This is a genomic window from Sinorhizobium numidicum (genome assembly GCF_029892045.1).
Taxonomy (GTDB): domain Bacteria; phylum Pseudomonadota; class Alphaproteobacteria; order Rhizobiales; family Rhizobiaceae; genus Sinorhizobium; species Sinorhizobium numidicum.
Window position 1 is genome coordinate 3,638,158 of record NZ_CP120368.1, and the last position, 18,303, is coordinate 3,656,460.

Consider the following 18,303-nt stretch of genomic DNA (forward strand, 5'->3'; position numbering starts at 1 on the left):
ATCCAAAATCCCGAACGTCATCGATTTCAGGATGGAAAGAGACGCAAGCGAGGCGAAAGACCGTCTGCACTTTTCCTGTCCCTCGCCGGATTCGAAGCGCTGCTGGTGAGGCCGCAACCCCTTGCCCGTCCGAATAGGCGCCGGCGCTACAGCGCCGTGCGTCTTTTCAGATGCACCAGATCGCTGTAACACTTTGATTGCTGCATGGTTTTATCCTTAAATCGGTTCCGATTTAAGGAACCATGCAGTAGAGCACGCCGTGCGTTGCGGCTCTCGACCAAGGTTACTCTATTCATCTGAATCGGGTTTTAGACGGTCGGTTTCGCGACGCTCCCGTTTCGTCGGACGCCCCGCGCCGCGCTCGCGCGTCGCCTGCTCGAAGGCCGTGCGGCTCTCCGCCGGCGCTGACGGCGTCAGGTCCTCGTAAAGCAGGCGAGCCTCTTCATAGGGGCCTCGCCGAGATCCCGGCAGCAGCACCCGCAGGACAAGATCACGTCGTTCGAGCGACAATTCCAGGGTGTCGCCCGCCTTGATCTGCACGGATGATTGCATGGCCCGCTCGCCATTGACGGCCACATGGCCTGCCTCGATCGCCTTTTGGGCGAGCGAGCGCGATTTGATCAGCCGCGCGAAGAACAGCCATTTGTCGAGCCGCTGACGCAGTAGGGGCACGGACGCTGGCTGTTTCTCCATGGGCGCGCCTATTTCTTTAGCTGCTCCTTGAGAGCGGCGAGTTTAGCGAAGGGCGAATCCGGATCCAACGGTTTTTCCTTGCGCGGCGGACGTCCTTCGAATTTCACGCCTGCCGGCTTTCCGCCCCGCTCATGTCGGTCGGGACGATCCTTGCGCTGGCCGCCGGATTTTCCGTCCTGCGCTTTGCCGCGCGCGGGCGCGCCGTCCTTGCGGCCGCCTTCCCTGCCATCGGCCTGACCGTGACGCTGGCCGCCCCGGCGCTGATCGCCGTGATGACGGCCGCTCTGGCGCTGGTTGTCCTGGCGCGTACCCGGGCGCCAAAGAAGAACGGGCTTGGCCTCGACGGGTTCTTCCGCCTGCGCGGGAGCCTCGTCGCTGCTGGCCTCCACCACCGGTGCCTGCGCCGCCGCCGCATGATCGGCGTCGGCCGCTTCGGCTTCGCTGCCGGCATCCGCCTCGCCATGCTCGACAGGTGCTTCGGTGGATGTATCCGCCTCGGTCGGCTCGCCGCCTTGGTTCGCGAGGAATGCCGCTGCCTCCTCGGCCGTGACGCTGTCGGAGCGATAACCGAGACCCTTGAGAATCTCCTCCATATCGTCCGGCGTTGCGCCAAGGATGGACAGCATCGCCGTCGTCGTCATGAAGCGGCGGCCGTCATAGGCCCCCTCCGGGCGCGGTGTCGTGCCCGGCTTCCACTGCAAAAGCGGGCGGATGAGATCGGCGAGCCGCTCGAGAATGTCGATCCGAACCGCACGCTTGCCAAGGTAGCGGAACCCCGCAAGCTTGTAGAAAGTACGCTCAAAGGAAGGATCGGTGACGACGGAGGTGCGACCGGCAGCGAGCATCGGAATGAGTTCGCCGTAACCGGGCTTGTCGAGGCCGTCATTCTTCAGCGCCCAGAGCAGTGTGATCAGCTCCGCCGGCGCCGGCTTCAGCAGCGCAGGAAGAAAGATGTGGTAGGCGCCGAAACGGACACCGTATTTGCGGATCGAGGCGCGGCCGTCCTGGTCCAGCGACTTCACCTCGTCGGCGACATCGCGGCGGAACAGCACACCGAGATTCTCGACGAGCTGAAAGGCGAGGCCCTTGGCGAGACCCTCGAGATCCTCCGCTCGGGAAATATCGTCGAGCGGCTTCAGCACCGTGCTGATGTGATGGTTCACAAAGCGCTCGATCCGCGCCAGCACATGCTCGCGGGCATTGGCCTGGAGCTGCTCGTCGGCCAGCAGGATGACGCGCGGGCGCATGACGTGGTCGCTTGCGGCAAGCCGTGCCACCGGATCGCCGAGCCAGCGAACGAGGCCGTCCGACGCCAGCGCCAGATCGCCATTGCCGGCCGCATGCAGACGGGCAGCACGCGCCTCGAATTCCAGCGCAAGCGCCTTCTGGGCGGCGCCCTGAACGGCTTTCGCATCCGACCCCTCGCCACCGGCCGCCAACGTAAACCGGAAACCGGAAAGTTGACCTACATGGTGTCCCTCGACGAAGACATCACCATTCACACTGATTTCTGCTTCCAGCATCGCATTCTCTCTCAGGCGCTTCATGAGCACAGATGTCCTGCGATCAACAAAGCGTTTCGTCAACCTTTCATGTAACGCGTCGGACAATCGATCTTCGATTTCCCGCGTCTTTTCTTGCCAGTGTGTCGGATCGGCAAGCCATCCGGGCCGGTTGGACACATAGGTCCAGGTCCTGATCTGCGCAATTCGCGCCGAAAGTGTGTCGATCTCCCCGTCCGTGTGGTCGGCGCGGCGAACCTGTTCGGCCATGAAATCCTCATTGACCGTGCCGCAGCGGATGAGATCCGCATAGATGGTCGAGATCAGGTCGGCGTGCTGCACCGGTGTAATACGGCGATAGTCCGGTAGGGCGCAAGCCTCCCAGAGCTTTTCCACTCGCTCGGAAGTAGTAGCGACATCCGCGACTTCCGGATAGCGCGCCAGATACTCCAGCGCCTGCTGATCGACGGCCGGAAGGGCGCGCGCCAGGCCAGAAACGGCCGGCGCCGCCTCGAGGCTCTTCTTCAGCTCCTTCAGCGACGAATAGTCGAGTGCCTTCGAGCGCCATTGCAGCACCCTGACGGAATCGAACTCGTGCGACTCGATCCGGTGCACAAGCTCGCTGTCGAAGGGATCGACGCGCCCCGTCACCCCGAAGGTGCCGTCGCGGACATGGCGCCCGGCGCGTCCAGCGATCTGGGCGAGTTCGGCAGGGTTCAAGTTGCGATACTGGTAACCGTCGAACTTGCGGTCCTGCGCGAAGGCGACATGATCGACGTCGAGGTTGAGGCCCATGCCGATGGCATCGGTCGCCACCAAGTACTCTACGTCTCCCTCCTGATAAAGCCCGACCTGGGCGTTGCGGGTGCGCGGCGAGAGGGCGCCCAGCACAACCGCGGCGCCGCCGCGTTGCCGACGGATAAGTTCGGCGATGGCATAGACCTCGTCAGCCGAAAAGGCGACGATCGCCGCGCGATGCGGCAGGCGGGTGATCTTCTTGGACCCGGCATAGAGCAGCTGCGACATGCGCGGCCGCTCGACGACGGTGATGCCGGGAAGGAGATGCTCGAGAATGGGGCGCATAGTGGCCGCTCCGAGCAGCAGCGTTTCGCCTCGCCCGCGCAGGTGCAGCAGCCTATCGGTGAAGATATGGCCGCGCTCCAGGTCGCCGGCAAGCTGCACTTCGTCGATCGCCACGAAGGACGCCGTCGTCTCGCGCGGCATCGCCTCGACCGTGCAGACCGAATAGCGCGCCCGATGCGGCGCGATCTTTTCCTCGCCGGTGATCAGGGCGACGTTATGGTGTCCGACCTTCTCGACAAGACGCGTATAGACTTCGCGCGCGAGAAGCCGCAACGGCAGCCCGATGACGCCGCTGTCATGTGCGACCATACGCTCGATCGCGTAATGCGTCTTGCCGGTATTGGTGGGTCCGAGCACCGCAGTCACGCCGCGGCCACTGAGGATCATGGATTGAAAGGACACGTCATCGATCCCGGGCATTCTCAACGAGCCGGCACGCCTTCGCGCTCCAGCGGGGAACAGATGCCCACGCGCCGGAGCAAACGCAAGGGGCGCGGACAATTAAAAAGCGCATGACGCTGTGCGCCATATCTAGGAGCTTCGGTCCAGCTCCCATATTAGCACGCGGAACAGCGGTGGAACGAATCGGCGACGAATCGCTGACTCTCATCGATTCACTGTATGTTCACGGCTACATATAGATTTCAATAGCCTGTTTTGCACCATATGCTGAATCAACTCCGATAAGGTCCTTTGAAGGCCCACGGAAGACGTCCGTCTTCATCGCCGGACGGTTGAGCGACCCAAAGGATTCGGAATCCAAGACTCTGGAATGTCTGGAAAATTTTAACCGCGATTCGCTTGCGGATTCGCTCAATCCAGAAATAAGAATCGCCGTGGTAACTTCTTGGTCAAAGCCAGAACGAATCGGCGACGAATCGCCGACAGATCAACTTCCTGTTTTGTTCACCACAACATGTAGTAGGGCTGGTGCTTCGCAACGGATAGAATCACCGAGGAATTTTTTTCGAATCCGGGTACAACAGGACCGCCCCAGTTGTGTTGACCGATAGCGCCCCGCCTCGAAACGAATCCGGCGCCACTAGGGGCGCCGGAACTGCTGGCCCGGGTTGAAGTGCGATCAGACGAAGAATTGGCCGCCATTCGCCGAGATCGTAGAGCCGGTGATGAAGCCGGCGTCATCGGAGGCAAGGAACACGACGCATCGCGCCACTTCCTCCGGCTCGCCAAGGCGGCCGACGGGGATTTGCGGGATGATCCTCTCGTTCAGCACCTTTTCCGGCACTGCGCGCACCATCTCCGTACCGATGTAGCCCGGGCAGATAGCGTTGACGGTGACGCCTTTTGCCGCCCCCTCCTGTGCCAGTGCCTTGGTGAAACCAAGGTCCCCAGCTTTGGCGGCGGAATAGTTCACCTGACCCATCTGGCCCTTCTGGCCGTTGATCGAGGATATGTTGATGACGCGGCCGAAGCCGCGGTCGCGCATGCCCGGCCACAACGGATGCGTCATGTTGAAGAGGCCGGTAAGGTTGGTGCTAATCACTTCCCCCCATTGTTCCGGCGTCATCTTATGAAACATCGCGTCCCGGGTAATGCCGGCATTGTTGACGAGAACGTCGATCGGTCCGAGATCCGCCTCCACCTTGGCGATACCCTCGGCACAGGCCTGGTAATTGGAGACATCCCATTTATAGACGGGGATGCCGCTGTCCTCCCGGAAAGCCTGCGCCTTTTCTTCGTTGCCCGCATAGTTTGCGGCGACTTTGTATCCAGCCGCCTTCAAGGCCACCGAAATTGCTGCGCCGATACCGCGGGACCCGCCCGTAACCAATGCTACCCTGCTCATGCTCGCCTCCACTGGTTAACTCAATTTCACAAAGGTTTAGAGTGCCACGTCCTTTCAGGCCCGCCGCTTTGGCACTCCGAAATGGTGCACAATTTCTCTTCAAGCTGGGTCCGCCCGAGGAGTCACGCCGCCTCCGGTCCGGCGCGCTGCGGATCGCCGCTGCGACCAAGGCTGGCGGGGACCCAATGTAAAAAGACGGCCAGCAGACCGGCAAACTGCACGCCGACTGCGGTCTACATGCGCTCGACGCACATTGCGATGCCCATGCCGCCGCCGATGCAAAGCGTCGCAAGCCCCTTGGAGATGCCGCGCCGCTTCATCTCGAAGAGCAGAGTATTGAGAACGCGGGCGCCGGAGGCGCCGATCGGATGACCAATGGCGATCGCTCCGCCGTTAACGTTGACGATCGCCGGGTCCCAGCCGAGATCCTTGTTGACGGCACAGGCCTGCGCCGCGAAGGCTTCATTGGCCTCAACGAGTTCCACGTCACCGACGGACCAGCCGGCCTTCTCCAGCGCCTTTCGCGACGCGGGAATGGGTCCCGTTCCCATGATTTGCGGGTCGACGCCCGCTGTCGCCCAGGAGACGATCCGGGCAAGCGGCTGAATGCCGCGCTTGGCCGCCTCTGCTTCCGTCATCAAAAGCGTGGCGGCCGCGCCATCATTGAGGCCGGACGCATTGGCTGCAGTCACGGTTCCTTCCTTGTCGAAGGCAGGCCGGAGCTTCATCATGGAATCGAGCGTGGCACCATGGCGGATATATTCGTCCTGATCGACGGTCACGTCGCCTTTGCGGGTCTTTACGACAAAGGGCACGATTTCGTCGGCGAACCGGCCGGCCTTCTGCGCGGCCTCCGCCTTGTTCTGCGAGGCAAGCGCGAATTCGTCCTGCTCCTCACGCGTCAACTGCCACTTGCGTGCGACGTTTTCAGCGGTGATGCCCATGTGATAGCCGTAAAAGGCGTCGATGAGCCCGTCCTTGATCATCGTGTCGACCATCTTGAAGTCGCCCATCTTCACGCCGCCGCGAAGATGCGCGCAATGGGGCGCCATCGACATCGATTCCATGCCGCCGGCGACGATGATATCCGCGTCACCCGTTGCGATCTGCTGCATGCCGAGCGCCACCGCGCGCAGTCCCGAACCGCAGAGCTGGTTCATGCCCCAGGCGGTCTTTTCCTGCGGAACACCGGCCTTCATCGCCGCCTGCCGCGCCGGGTTCTGCCCCTCGCCCGCCGGAAGGACCTGGCCGAGGATCACCTCGTCCACTTCTCCTGCCTCAACGCCCGCCCGTTCAAGCACCGCCTTAATGGCACTGGCGCCCAACTCGTGCGCAGGCGTGGTGCCGAAGGCCCCGTTGAAGGACCCCACGGCGGTGCGGGCGGCGCTGGCGATGACTATGGAGGGACTGCTCATGGGACGTTTCCTCTTATTTCCTTTGCCTGATGCAAGCAGACTGGCAAAGCCTTGGGCGCGAGTCAAACGTCTTGATGCCCCGCTACAAAAGCTTCACGTTGCCCAACCCGCCATGTTTCGCACCTGCGTCGCCGCATTGCACAAAGAGATTGTCAGCGGCGCTCTTTTGCGGATACTCTGAAAAACACAATAAAGACGGGACGATGGGGAAGAGGAGACCCTGATGGCGAAGAATGAAGGCCAGATCGTTATCAAGAAATATGCGAACCGGCGCCTCTACAATACCGGCACCAGCACCTACGTGACCCTCGACGACTTGGCCGTCATGGTGAAGAAGGGTGAGGATTTCGTCGTGCAGGACGCGAAGTCCGGCGAGGACATCACCCATTCGGTGCTGACGCAGATCATCTTCGAGCAGGAATCGAAGACCGGCAACACGCTGTTGCCGATTTCCTTCCTGCGCCAGCTGATTTCCTTCTATGGCGATCAGATGCAGATGGTCGTGCCGAGTTATCTCGAACACTCCATGCAGGCCTTTACCGAGCAGCAGGCGCAGATGCGCGAGCAGATCAACAAGGCCTTCGGCGATACGCCGCTCGGCAAGAACCTGCAGGTGCCGCTGCAACTGGTCGAAGAACAGGTTCGGCGCAATACCGAAATGTTCCATCAGGCCATGCAGATGTTCTCACCTTTCATGGCCGCTCCGCCGGCCAAGGAAACGAAGAAGGCCGAGGCAAAGGACATCGACGAACTGAAAGAACAGCTTCGCGCCCTGCAGACGAAACTCGACAATCTCGGCTGAGAAATTACCCAGCCGAACCCTGCCGATCCCTCCCAGAGCCATCGACGCGTCGCGACCGGCCGAGCACAGCACCGGCGTGGTTCCGTGCGTGCGTCTCAGTAGACGCACGGCGCTATAGTCTCGCTTCGAGGCGGAAATACACGCCAAAAGAGAAAGGCCGGCAATGCCGACCCTTCCAACTTTATCCGCAGTGTGGCAGCGCTTATGCGCTTTCCTTCGGCGTCAGAACCTGGCGACCGCGGTACATGCCGGTCTTCAGGTCGATGTGATGCGGACGGCGCAGTTCGCCGGAATTCTTGTCTTCGACGTAGGTCGGAGCCTTGAGGGCGTCAGCGGAACGGCGCATGCCACGCTTGGACGGGCTCGTTTTTCTTTTCGGTACAGCCATTTCATTCTCCACTTATCGGGCAAAACACTGTTCAGCAGCCGAAAATGGCCGGGTCAAACAGATGTCGATCTCGGAAATTTTGCGCGCTTATACATGCCCCACCACGCTTTGACCAGTCCCCGGCGCAAATTTTCGACTCAGAGCGGGACGAGAAAAAGTGCGAAGCGGTTTTCCGCCCGCGTCCCGCTCCAACTTTAGAGAGCCGAGCACGTTCATGACTTTGGATTAGCAATCCAAAGTCATCGTGATCTTGAGCGGGACGAGAAAAAGTGCGAAGCGGTTTTCCGCCCGCGTCCCGCTCCAACTCAAGAGAGCCGAGCACGTTCATGACTTTGGATTAGCAATCCAAAGTCATCGTGATCTTGAGCGGACGAGAAAAGGTGCGAAGCGGTTTTCCGCCCGCGTCCCGCTCCAACCTTGGGAGCTTCACGCTTCGTCTTCCGGCACGATCCAGGGTTCGGCTAGCGCGGCCTCCTGCCATTTGCGGAAAGCCGGATGCGCCTTAACGGCGTCCATATAACGGAGCGTCGCCGGGTCCGTTATCAGTTCGTAGACTTCAAAACGGTTGACGACCGGGGCGAACATGGCGTCGGCGGCAGTGAACCGACCGAAAAGAAATGGTCCGCCGGACCGGGCGATCGCTTCTTGCCAGATCTGTTCGATCCGCGCGACGTCGGCCATCACCCCATCGGCAAGCGCGATCGCCTTGCGCGGCCGGCGGATGTTCATCGGGCAAGCATTGCGCAGCGCGCGAAAACCGGAGAGCATTTCCATGGAATAGCTGCGAGCACGGGCGCGGTCCTCCCGGTCGTCGGGCCAGAGACCGGCCTCGGGGAAAAGCTCCGCCGCATATTCGATGATCGCCAACGATTCCCAGACGCGGACATCGCCATGGTGGAGCACAGGCACGCGGCCGGTCGGCGAGATTTCGCGAAACCGCGGATTGCCCGCGGGAAAATCGAAGGGGATGACGACCTCCTGGAACGGAATGCCGCAGGCCTCTAGCGCCAGCCAGGGCCGAAGCGACCAGGACGAGTAATTCTTGTTGCCGATAAAAAGAACGAGGTTGCCCATGAACGTGTCTCCCCTGATTTATCGGAAGCAGGCTTGCCACATCAGCGGCCGCAGGACCAATGAATTGCCTTCATCTCAATCATAAAGGCATGTGATGTAGCCGCCGGACCGGCTGGCGCGGCGCTCGATCACGGAGGCAAGGCGTCGGAGGCCACGCCCGGGCTTGCCGGCATTGCGGTCGATCGGATTGGGCAGCGACACGGCGAGCAAGGCCGCCTGACGGCGCGATAGCTTCGCCGCCGAAACACCGAAGTGGTGCCGCGCGGCGGTCTCGACGCCGTAGATTCCGTCGCCCCATTCGGCGACGTTCAGATAGAGTTCCATCATCCGCCGCTTGCTCCAGACGGAATCGGCGACGATCGCAAGTGGCAGTTCCAGTGCCTTGCGGACGAAGGAGCGCCCGTTCCAGAGAAACAGATTTTTGACCGTCTGCATCGGGATCGTGCTGGCGCCGCGCGTCTGTTCACCTTCGAGTGCATCCTCGACGACGCCACGCATCTGTCCCCAGTCCACCCCGCCATGGACGCAGAACTGGCCATCCTCGGACATCATCACCGACTGCACGAGCACCGGCGCGATGTCTTCGAACTCGACCCATTGCCGCTCATAGCCGCGCAGAAGTGCGAGGTCGCGCAGCATCAATGTCGAAACCGGATGAATGAAGTCGAGGAGATAGAGGAAGATCAGCAGATAGGGCAGCAGGAAGATGGAGAGCGCAACAAGCAGGAAGCGACGACGTCGCGCTCGCCAGGCGCGGCGCACAGCGGACCACCGGCCGGCGGGCATTTCGCCCTCCTCGCGTTCTTCCGGGACGATCCCCACCGCCTCGCTGTCTACCCCTCTATCCATGCCCCACTCTTATTTCATAGATCGCGAAAGTTGAACGGCCTTTCTGGCAAAAGACAAGGCGCTCATCGGTTCATCCCCGGCGAAAGCGCCGGAGGTGCGACGCGAATGCCCGTTGAAAGCCGCTCTCCCCCGTGCCAAAGAGCCTTTTATGAAAGACGAGACATCATCCTTTGCGGCGCGCCTGAAAGCCAATGCCCTGGCGGTCGAGACCCTGCTTGCGGAGCTTCTCGGGCCGGATCCCTGCACGGACGAAATCGCGCGCCCGGCGATCCTGTTCGACGCGATGCGGCACGGAGTGCTCAACGGCGGCAAGCGGCTGCGCCCCTTTCTCGTCAGCGAGAGCACCGCCGTCCTCGGAGGCAGTGCGGACGCCGCCCTGAGGATCGGCGCGGCGCTCGAATGCGTGCATTGCTATTCGCTCGTGCACGACGACCTGCCGGCGATGGACAATGACGACGTGCGGCGCGGAAAGCCGACGGTGCACGTCGCTTTCGACGAGGCGACCGCCATTCTGGCCGGCGACAGTTTGTTGACCCTCGCCTTCGATATCGTAGCTGCGCCGGAGACGCCGCTTTCCGACCGGCAGAAGACGGAGCTCGTGCTGGCGCTCGCCCGCGCATCTGGCCACGGCGGCATGGCCGGCGGGCAGGCGCTCGATCTCGCCGCCGAAAGGAAGACGCCGGATGAAGCGGGCATCGTCACGCTGCAGGCTATGAAGACCGGGGCGCTGATCCGCTTCGCCTGCGAAGCCGGCGCGATCATCGCCGACGCCGGCATCGAAGACCGACGGCGGATGCGCAGCTTTGGCGAAAAGATCGGTCTTGCCTTTCAGCTTGCCGACGACCTGCTCGATCTCACCGCGGACGCGGCAGTCATGGGCAAAGCCACCGGCAAGGATGCGGCGCGCGGCAAGGGCACGCTCGTCGCGCTGCATGGCCAATCCTGGGCCGAGCGCGAACTCGAAAAACTGGTGGCGCAGGCGGAAGAACTGCTCGCGCCTTACGGCGCCCGTTCGGCCGTCCTTGCCGAGACCGCGCGCTTCGTCGCGAACCGCAGGAGCTGAGCCCATGAGCAAATATTGGTCGCCGATCGTTTCCACGCTTAAACCCTACGTACCGGGCGAACAGCCGCGCATGGCAAACCTCGTCAAGTTGAACACCAACGAGAACCCCTATCCCCCTTCGGAGAAGGCGTTGGAGGCGATCCGCGCGGCGGCGAGCGCCGATCTCCGGCTCTATCCGGATCCGGTGGCGCTCGGGCTTAGGAAAGCCATAGCTTCCAGATATGGCATTGGGGCGGAGCAAGTCTTTGTGGGAAATGGTTCCGACGAGGTGCTGGCCCACACCTTCGCCGCGCTTCTGAAGCACGACCGACCGCTGCTCTATCCGGACATTTCCTACAGCTTCTATCCGACCTATGCGGGCCTCTTCGGCATCGATGCGATCGAAGTGCCGCTGAACTCCGCCTTCCGCATCGATATCGCCGATTACCGCCGCACCTGCGGCGCGATCATCCTTCCCAATCCCAACGCGCCGACTGGCATCGGCCTGCCGCTTGCCGAGATCGAGAGGCTGGTGGCCGAACACCCGGATCAGCCGGTGGTGATCGACGAGGCCTATGTGGACTTCGGCGGAGAGTCCGCGATGGCGCTCGTTCCAAAATACGACAACCTGCTCGTCGTGCAGACCTTTTCCAAGTCGCGCGCGCTCGCCGGTCTTCGGGTCGGCTTTGCTATCGGTCAGCGGCCATTGATCGCGGCGCTCGAGCGCGTCAAGGACAGTTTCAACTCCTACCCGCTCGGACGGACCGCCCAGGCCGGCGCCACCGCCGCGATCGCGGATGAGGCCTGGTTTGAAGCGACGCGCGGCAAGATCATTGCCTCGCGCGTCCGCTTGACGGCGGATCTGGAGACGCGCGGCTTCGAAGTTCTGCCGTCGCAGGCAAACTTCGTCTTCGCCCGCCATCCCGCTCACAGCGGAGAAAAACTGGCCGCACAGCTTCGGGAGCGCGCGGTCATCGTCCGCCACTTTGCCAAACCGCGAATCTCGGATTTCCTGCGCATCACCATCGGTACCGACGCGGAATGCGCAAGCCTCATCGGGGCGCTCGACGACATCCTGTGAGGCTTGGCGGCACCGCTTTAATTTATTCCGCCGCCGCCTGACCCCGGCCGTAACGCTTCTCGATATAGTCGGCGACGAGAAGCTGGAATTCCTCCGCGATCTTCAGGCCCCGCAGCGTCATTGCCTTCTGACCGTCGATGAAGACGGGTGCCGCCGGCGTCTCGCCGGTGCCCGGAAGCGAAATGCCGATATCGGCGTGCTTGCTTTCGCCGGGGCCGTTGACGATGCAGCCCATCACGGCGACCTTCAGCGCCTCGACGCCCGGATATTTCTCGCGCCAGGCCGGCATGCTCGCGCGGATGTCCTCCTGGATCTGCTGGGCAAGCTCCTGGAAAACCGTCGAGGTGGTGCGGCCGCAGCCGGGACAGGCGGCGACGACTGGCAGGAACTGGCGGAAGCCCATGACCTGCAGCAACTCCTGCGCCACCTGGACCTCGCGGGTGCGGTCGCCGCCGGGCTCCGGCGTCAGCGAAATGCGGATCGTATCGCCGATACCCTGCTGCATCAGGATACCGAGAGAGGCCGAGGAGGCGACAATGCCCTTCGTGCCCATGCCGGCCTCGGTAAGCCCGAGATGCAGGGCGTGATCGGAACGCGCGGCAAGCATCGCATAGACGGCGATCAGATCCTGCACGCCCGAAACCTTGGCAGAAAGAATGATTCGGTTTCGCGGCAGGCCAAGTTCCTCGGCAAGCTCGGCCGAAAGGAGCGCCGATTGCACGATCGTCTCGCGCGTTACCTGCTGCGCCGTCAGCGGAAATCCCTTGGCCTGATTCTCGTCCATCAGTCGCGTTAGGAGCTCCTGATCGAGCGAACCCCAGTTGACGCCGATGCGCACCGGCTTGTCATAGCGCATCGCCATCTCGATGATCTCGGCGAACTGCTTATCCTTCTTATCCTTGAAACCGACATTGCCGGGATTGATGCGGTACTTCGCCAGCGCCTCGGCGCAGCCCGGATGATCAGCGAGCAGCTTATGGCCGATATAGTGGAAATCGCCGACCAGCGGCACATCGATCCCGAGCCGCAGCAGCCGTTCGCGGATTTTCGGCACTGCGGCGGCGCTCTCATCCCGGTCCACCGTGATGCGCACCAGTTCGGAGCCGGCCTTGTGCAGGGCGGCCACCTGCGCGACCGTTTCATCCACGTCGGCCGTATCCGTATTCGTCATCGACTGGACGACGACCGGCGCACCGCCGCCGACGATCACGCCGCCGACGTCGACGGCGACCGAAGCGCGGCGCGGCTGTGGCTCGAAATCGAAGGCAGACGACATGAAGGCCTCTTCTTGGTCCCTTGGTTAAGAGCGTATCCGCTCAATCCCCGTAAATCCGAGCGGCACGCGGGCGAAAACGCCCATAGTTTTCCTCGTGCCGCTGCTTTTTCACCATTCAGGTGGATGAGGAAAGTTTGCTTGTCAACGGCAACATCACGCGCTGACGGCGAATTGATGGCGGCCGGCTTCAATGCTCCTTGCCGTGATCCGCATGGACCGCGTGATGCGATAGGAGGAGCACCACGGCGAAGAGAACGGGAATGGAAGCGAAGATGACCGCAAACCCGCTATGCTCCGCAATGAAGCCGATCAGCGACGGCGCAAACAGCATGCCGGAATAGCCCATGAAGGTCGCGACCGCGAGCCCGATCCCCGGCCGCAGGCCCGGCATGTTGCCGCCGGCCGAAAACGCAATCGGCACCATGTTGGAAATGCCGATGCCCGCGATGGCAAAGCCGATGATCGCGACGGGCGCATTCGGCGCAAGCCCCGCGAGAACCATGCCGATCAGCGCCGTCCCAGTGCAGATGCGCAGCGTTCTCGTTGCGCCGAAGCGATCGCGCACATGGTCTCCAGCAAAACGCATCGCCGCCATCGTCGCCGAGAAGGCGGCAAAGCCGAAACCAGAGAGCTCAACCGAAGCACCAAGCTCGTTGCGCAGATAGAGCGCGCCCCAGTCGAGCACGGCGCCTTCCGGTATCATTGAGAACAGCGCCATCAGGCCGATCAGCCAAGGCAGCGGCGTCATCGGCAGCCGCAGCTTCTCCTTCGCGGCGGCGGGGTGAGGCTGATCGGCAAGCATCATCGGCCAGGCAATGGCAAGCACGGCGACACAGAGCCCGGTGACCACAATTGCATGCGGCAGCACGCCGAAGCGCGCCATCAGGAAGCCGCCGATTCCGGCGCCGATCAGGCCGCCGAGGCTCCAATAGGCGTGACAGGACGACATGATCGCGCGCCGCATCGATTTTTCGACCTCGACCGCATTGGCGTTCATCGCCACGTCCATGGCGCCGACGAAGCCGCCGAGCAGGAACATGCCGATCACCGCCGTCCAGACGTTCGGGACCAGGGTTAGAAGCAGCAGCAGAGGCGACAGGATGATCGCCGTGATCTTGACCACCTTCTCAGAGCCGATGCGGGCGATAAAGCCGCCCGCGATCGGCATCAGCACCAGCGAGCCGACGCCGAATATCAGGATCAAAAGGCCGAGAATGCTCTCGCCGATCCCGAGGCGGTCCTTGAATTCCGGGATTTTTGGAGCCCAACTCCCGGTCACAAATCCGTTCATCATGAACAGGAGCGAAACGGCAAGCCGGTTCTTCGACATATAGCCCTGCCGGACTGCAGCCTTCGGAGCGGTCTCTGTGCGCTGATCCATGGGTTTAGCCCTCTGCTGCCGGTCCCGGCTCAAATGGTGATTTCGATGAGATTGCCGTCGGGATCGCGGATCACGGCCTCATAGAAGCCATCCCCGGTCCAACGGGCCTTGGATACAAGCAGACCTTGCCGCTCGGCGCGTTCAGCCATGTCGTCCACGGCCTCGCCGCTGCCGAGCGACAAGGCGATATGGGCATAGCCGGAACGCTCCACATGCGGCGCGTCGTGAGGCGCCAGCCATGGCGCCTCCATCACCTCGATCGATGCTCCTCCGCCGAGCCTCAGGAAGCGCGAACGGAACCCCGGCCGGCGCCGACTGTCATAAATCTCGCCGGCCTCTGCACCGAGGAACTCGACCCAGAAGTCCGCGATCCGCTCGAGGTCCATCGTCCAGAGGGCAACATGCGCGATGCTCATCGGCCGGGCTCCCTTGCGATGACGACGCTTGCGCCGCATGCGGTGAATGCCGCGACGTACGCCTCCGGCGCGTCCGCCTCGAGAACCAGTGTCGATACGCCTTCGACGCCGATTACCGCGTGCGGCGCCGCCGTGCCGAGCTTGTCGGTGGTGACAGCGGCGAGCACCGAACGGCTGCGCGAGGCGATCAGTCTCTTGAACTCCGCGTCCTCGAAGTGGATGGCCGTGAGCCCGGCCGCGGCATCGGCGCCGCAGGTGCCGAGAATGCAGAGGTCGGGGCGCAGCAAAGCGGCGTCGCGCTGGGCCCGCGCGCCGACGGCCGCGCCGACGGCGCGGTCGAGCGTGCCGCCGATCAGGATGACGTCGAGCCGTGGCTTCTCCATCAGGGCGGAGGCGATCAGCGGTGTATTGGTGACGATCGTCGCTGAAAGTTCCGGCTCGATCTGCCGCGCGATCGCCAGATTAGCCGAACCCGCATCGAGAAAGAGTGTCATGCCGGGCCGGACGAAGCCGACGGATGCCTGCGCCAAAGCCATCTTTCGTTCCGGCGCGAGCGAAGCACGCTCGCTCAAGGAGCCGCCGTCCGGGGCGAACGGCAAGGCGCCGCCATAGACACGCTCACAGAGCCCGGCTGCGGCCATTTCGCGCAGGTCCCGCCGGATCGTGTCCTCCGAAACCCCGAACTCGCGCGCAAGATCGGCCGCCAAAACGCGGCCTTCTGTCTTCAGCCGTTCGCGGATCAGGGATTTTCGCTCGCGCAGTAGCAGGTCCGTCGCCATGATTCCAATCGTGCATAAACATGCATGAATCGATGCAAACGTGAATACCAGCCTTCGCGTGCGGATTCAATCCTCGATCGTCTGGAACATGGAGAAGTGCAGCAAGTTTCTCTGCCGGGTGTTTTCGATGAAAATTCACCCGTTCGAGAAAAAATCTTCATCGAAACCGGCTTGAATTGGTCTTTTATGCGCTCAGATAGCGCAGCTTTTGTGCGAATGTCGGCGCAATCCGGGCTGACGGGCCGGAGAACAGAAATATGGAAACAAGACAATGAAACTCCTTCCGACGCTTTTCGTTGCCGCCCTCCTGCAACTCGCCGCCTTTGCGCCGGCTCAAGCCGGATCGAACCTCGAAGAGATCAAATCCGCCGGCGTGCTGAAAATTGGCACCGAAGGCACCTACGCGCCCTTCACCTATCACGACGCCAGCGGCGCGCTCGTCGGCTTCGACGTCGAGATCGGCCAGGAAGTCGCCAAGCGCCTCGGCGTCAACGCCGAATTCCTGGAAGGCAAGTGGGACGGCCTGATCGCCGGCCTCGACGCCCAGCGCTACGACGCCGTCATCAACCAGGTCGGCATCACCGAGGAACGCAAGAAGAAGTACGACTTCTCCGAGCCCTATATCGCCTCCAAGGCCGTACTGATCGTCCGGGGCGACAATGAGGAGATAAAGGAGTTCGCCGACCTCAAGGGCAAGAAGGCCGCCCAGTCGCTGACCAGCAATTTCGGCAAGCTCGCCGAGGCTTCAGGCGCCGAGCTCGTCGGAACCGACGGCTTCGACCAGTCGATCCAGCTCGTGCTGACGGGCCGCGCCGACGCGACGATCAATGACAGCCTTTCCTTCCTCGACTTCAAGAAGCAGAAGCCGGACGCCAACGTGAAGATCGCCGCCGAACAGGCCGACGCCGATTTTTCCGGCATCATCATCCGCAAGAACGAGCCGGAGCTGCTCGCCGCCATCAATAAGGCACTCGTCGAAATCAAGGCCGACGGCACCTACGAGAAGATCTCGCAGAAATATTTCGGCGCCGACGTTTCCAGATAACGCTGCCGGGCTGAACGTTTATCGATCGGCCTGGTTTCTCAACTTTACGCGGGATGCGAGCGGAAAGGCGCTTCACACTTTTCCTGATCTCGCCCTATGAGTTACGATCCGTTCCGCCCCCGGAGCGGATCGCGCGTTTTGAAAGGCTTCCCCCTTGCCCACTTGGCTTCAACTGATGGCGGATTCGCTGCCGACCCTGCTCTGGGCCGGGCTGATCTTCACGATCCCGCTGACCCTGCTTTCTTTCATTCTCGGCCTGCTGCTCGGCCTCGTCACAGCCATCGCTCGGCTTTTCGCGCCGGCGCCGCTCCTCGCCGTGGCACGCTTCTATGTCTGGGTGATCCGCGGCACGCCGCTCCTCGTCCAGCTCTTCGTCATCTTCTACGGCCTGCCGAGCATGGGCATATTGCTCGATGCCTTCCCGGCCGCTCTGATCGGTTTCACCCTCAATATCGGCGCCTATAGCTCGGAGATCATCCGCGCCGTCATCTCCTCGGTTCCGCGCGGCCAGTGGGAAGCGGCCTATTCGATCGGCATGAGCTGGAGCCAGGCGATGCGTCGGACGATCCTGCCGCAGGCGGGGCGCGTCGCCGTGCCGCCGCTCTCGAACACCTTCATATCGCTGGTCAAGGACACCTCGCTCGCGGCGGCAATTACCGTACCCGAGCTCTTCCAGACGGCGCAGCGCATCGTCGCGACCACCTACGAACCGTTGATCCTCTACATCGAGGCGGCGTTGATCTATCTTGCCATGAGTTCCGTGCTTTCGGCCCTGCAGGTGAAGCTGGAGCAGCGCTTCGCCCGCTATGGCGGTTTCCTGGAGGCACGCGCATGATCGAACTCTCGCATGTCGTCAAGCGTTTCGGCACCAATACCGTCCTGAACGACATCAGCGTCACGCTGGCGGAGGGCACCGTTACGGCGCTCGTTGGCCCCTCCGGCGGCGGCAAAAGCACGCTGCTGCGCTGCGTCAACCTCCTGGAAATTCCGACCGCCGGGACAATCCGGCTTGGCGACGAGCGGCTGGAATTCGCCCCCGGCCGCAGGGTCGGTTGGCAGGCGATCCAGAAGCTCCGCCGACAGACCGGCATGGTATTCCAGAACTTCCAGCTCTTTCCGCACCAGACGGCGCTCGGCAACGTCATGGAGGGCCTCGTGACCGTGCTCAAATGGCCGGCCGACCGCGCCCGCGCCCGCGCACTCGAACTCCTGGAAAAGGTCGGTATGGCGCATAAGGCCGACGCCTGGCCCTCGACGCTTTCCGGCGGCCAGCAGCAGCGCGTAGCAATCGCCCGGGCGCTTGCGCCCTCGCCGCGCGTGCTCCTCTGCGACGAGCCAACCTCCGCGCTTGATCCGGAACTCGCCGAAGAAGTGGTGGAAGTGTTGAGCCGCCTGGCGCGGGAGGGCACGACGATGATCATGGCAACCCACGACCTCCGCCTCGCCTCCCGCGTCGCCGACCACGTCGTTTTCCTCGACGCCGGCCTCGTCGTCGAAAGCGGCCCGCCGCGGAAGATTTTTTCTACGCCCGAGCGGGAAAGAACCAAGAGGTTCGTCGCTTCGCTCAGTGCGCCGATGAGCTATGATATTTGAGCGTTGGCGGGAGCCGAACGCAATCTCGGAAACAAGAAACGGCCGGATTGCTCCGGCCGTTAGATCACGATGATTTT

General features: G+C 62.5%; 17 protein-coding genes. 6 read left to right on the top strand and 11 right to left on the bottom strand.

The window, feature by feature from the left end:
- Positions 1-288: 288 nt before the first annotated feature.
- From PYH37_RS28690 to PYH37_RS28705, 4 genes are all read right to left on the bottom strand, one after another.
- Positions 289-693, bottom strand: coding sequence for an RNA-binding S4 domain-containing protein (locus PYH37_RS28690; RefSeq protein ID WP_280734881.1), 405 nt, complete (start codon positions 691-693; stop codon positions 289-291).
- Positions 694-701: 8 nt separating this feature from the next.
- Positions 702-3,680 carry a helicase-related protein gene (locus tag PYH37_RS28695; RefSeq protein ID WP_280734882.1) on the bottom strand — a complete coding sequence of 993 codons (2,979 nt, stop codon included), beginning with the start codon at positions 3,678-3,680 and terminating at the stop codon, positions 702-704.
- Positions 3,681-4,359: 679 nt separating this feature from the next.
- Complete coding sequence (phbB, locus tag PYH37_RS28700; RefSeq protein WP_280734883.1) at positions 4,360-5,085, bottom strand: beta-ketoacyl-ACP reductase; 726 nt, start codon at positions 5,083-5,085, stop codon at positions 4,360-4,362.
- A 233-nt stretch (positions 5,086-5,318) separates the two neighbouring features.
- Positions 5,319-6,500 (bottom strand): acetyl-CoA C-acetyltransferase, encoded by a 1,182-nt coding sequence (locus PYH37_RS28705; RefSeq protein WP_280734884.1) that lies wholly within the window; start codon positions 6,498-6,500, stop codon positions 5,319-5,321.
- A 223-nt stretch (positions 6,501-6,723) separates the two neighbouring features.
- Between PYH37_RS28705 and phaR the strand changes: the two genes are divergently transcribed.
- The gene (gene phaR, locus PYH37_RS28710) at positions 6,724-7,302 is read left to right on the top strand and encodes a polyhydroxyalkanoate synthesis repressor PhaR (protein ID WP_280734886.1); all 579 of its coding nucleotides are present in this window, start codon (positions 6,724-6,726) and stop codon (positions 7,300-7,302) included.
- A 202-nt stretch (positions 7,303-7,504) separates the two neighbouring features.
- On the opposite strand, the gene rpmF is transcribed toward phaR, so the two are convergent.
- The 3 genes from rpmF to mtgA all read right to left on the bottom strand — a co-directional run bounded on the left by rpmF (position 7,505) and on the right by mtgA (position 9,586).
- Positions 7,505-7,690: a 50S ribosomal protein L32 gene (rpmF, locus tag PYH37_RS28715; RefSeq protein ID WP_003543812.1), complete on the bottom strand. Its 186-nt coding sequence runs from the start codon at positions 7,688-7,690 to the stop codon at positions 7,505-7,507.
- A 426-nt stretch (positions 7,691-8,116) separates the two neighbouring features.
- The gene (locus tag PYH37_RS28720) at positions 8,117-8,764 is read right to left on the bottom strand and encodes a glutathione S-transferase family protein (protein ID WP_280734887.1); all 648 of its coding nucleotides are present in this window, start codon (positions 8,762-8,764) and stop codon (positions 8,117-8,119) included.
- A 75-nt stretch (positions 8,765-8,839) separates the two neighbouring features.
- Positions 8,840-9,586: a monofunctional biosynthetic peptidoglycan transglycosylase gene (gene mtgA / locus PYH37_RS28725; protein WP_425336147.1), complete on the bottom strand. Its 747-nt coding sequence runs from the start codon at positions 9,584-9,586 to the stop codon at positions 8,840-8,842.
- Positions 9,587-9,761: 175 nt separating this feature from the next.
- On the opposite strand from mtgA, the gene PYH37_RS28730 reads away from it, so the two are divergent.
- Positions 9,762-10,676, top strand: coding sequence for a polyprenyl synthetase family protein (locus PYH37_RS28730; protein ID WP_280734888.1), 915 nt, complete (start codon positions 9,762-9,764; stop codon positions 10,674-10,676).
- A gap of 4 nt (positions 10,677-10,680) precedes the next feature.
- A complete protein-coding gene (gene hisC / locus PYH37_RS28735; RefSeq protein WP_280734889.1) occupies positions 10,681-11,736 on the top strand; it encodes a histidinol-phosphate transaminase in 1,056 nt (351 codons plus the stop codon).
- Between the two features lie 22 nt (positions 11,737-11,758).
- Here the strand turns inward: hisC and ispG are convergent, their stop codons facing one another.
- From ispG to PYH37_RS28755, 4 genes are all read right to left on the bottom strand, one after another.
- Complete coding sequence (gene ispG, locus PYH37_RS28740) at positions 11,759-13,012, bottom strand: flavodoxin-dependent (E)-4-hydroxy-3-methylbut-2-enyl-diphosphate synthase (protein ID WP_280734890.1); 1,254 nt, start codon at positions 13,010-13,012, stop codon at positions 11,759-11,761.
- A gap of 187 nt (positions 13,013-13,199) precedes the next feature.
- Positions 13,200-14,393, bottom strand: coding sequence for an MFS transporter (locus PYH37_RS28745; protein ID WP_280734891.1), 1,194 nt, complete (start codon positions 14,391-14,393; stop codon positions 13,200-13,202).
- 29 nt (positions 14,394-14,422) lie between these two features.
- Positions 14,423-14,809, bottom strand: a complete 387-nt coding sequence (locus PYH37_RS28750; protein WP_280734892.1) for a VOC family protein — start codon at positions 14,807-14,809, stop codon at positions 14,423-14,425.
- Entirely contained in the window at positions 14,806-15,588 is a 783-nt protein-coding gene (locus tag PYH37_RS28755) for a DeoR/GlpR family DNA-binding transcription regulator (RefSeq protein WP_280734893.1), read from the bottom strand. The genes PYH37_RS28750 and PYH37_RS28755 overlap by 4 nt, the downstream gene beginning before the upstream one ends.
- Before the next feature lie 271 nt (positions 15,589-15,859).
- Between PYH37_RS28755 and PYH37_RS28760 the strand changes: the two genes are divergently transcribed.
- The 3 genes from PYH37_RS28760 to PYH37_RS28770 all read left to right on the top strand — a co-directional run bounded on the left by PYH37_RS28760 (position 15,860) and on the right by PYH37_RS28770 (position 18,226).
- A complete protein-coding gene (locus tag PYH37_RS28760; RefSeq protein ID WP_280734895.1) occupies positions 15,860-16,633 on the top strand; it encodes an amino acid ABC transporter substrate-binding protein in 774 nt (257 codons plus the stop codon).
- 154 nt (positions 16,634-16,787) lie between these two features.
- Positions 16,788-17,468, top strand: coding sequence for an ABC transporter permease subunit (locus PYH37_RS28765; protein ID WP_280734896.1), 681 nt, complete (start codon positions 16,788-16,790; stop codon positions 17,466-17,468).
- Positions 17,465-18,226 (top strand): amino acid ABC transporter ATP-binding protein, encoded by a 762-nt coding sequence (locus PYH37_RS28770; protein ID WP_280734897.1) that lies wholly within the window; start codon positions 17,465-17,467, stop codon positions 18,224-18,226. Before PYH37_RS28765 ends, PYH37_RS28770 begins: the two co-directional genes overlap by 4 nt.
- The last annotated feature ends 77 nt before the right edge of the window (positions 18,227-18,303 follow it).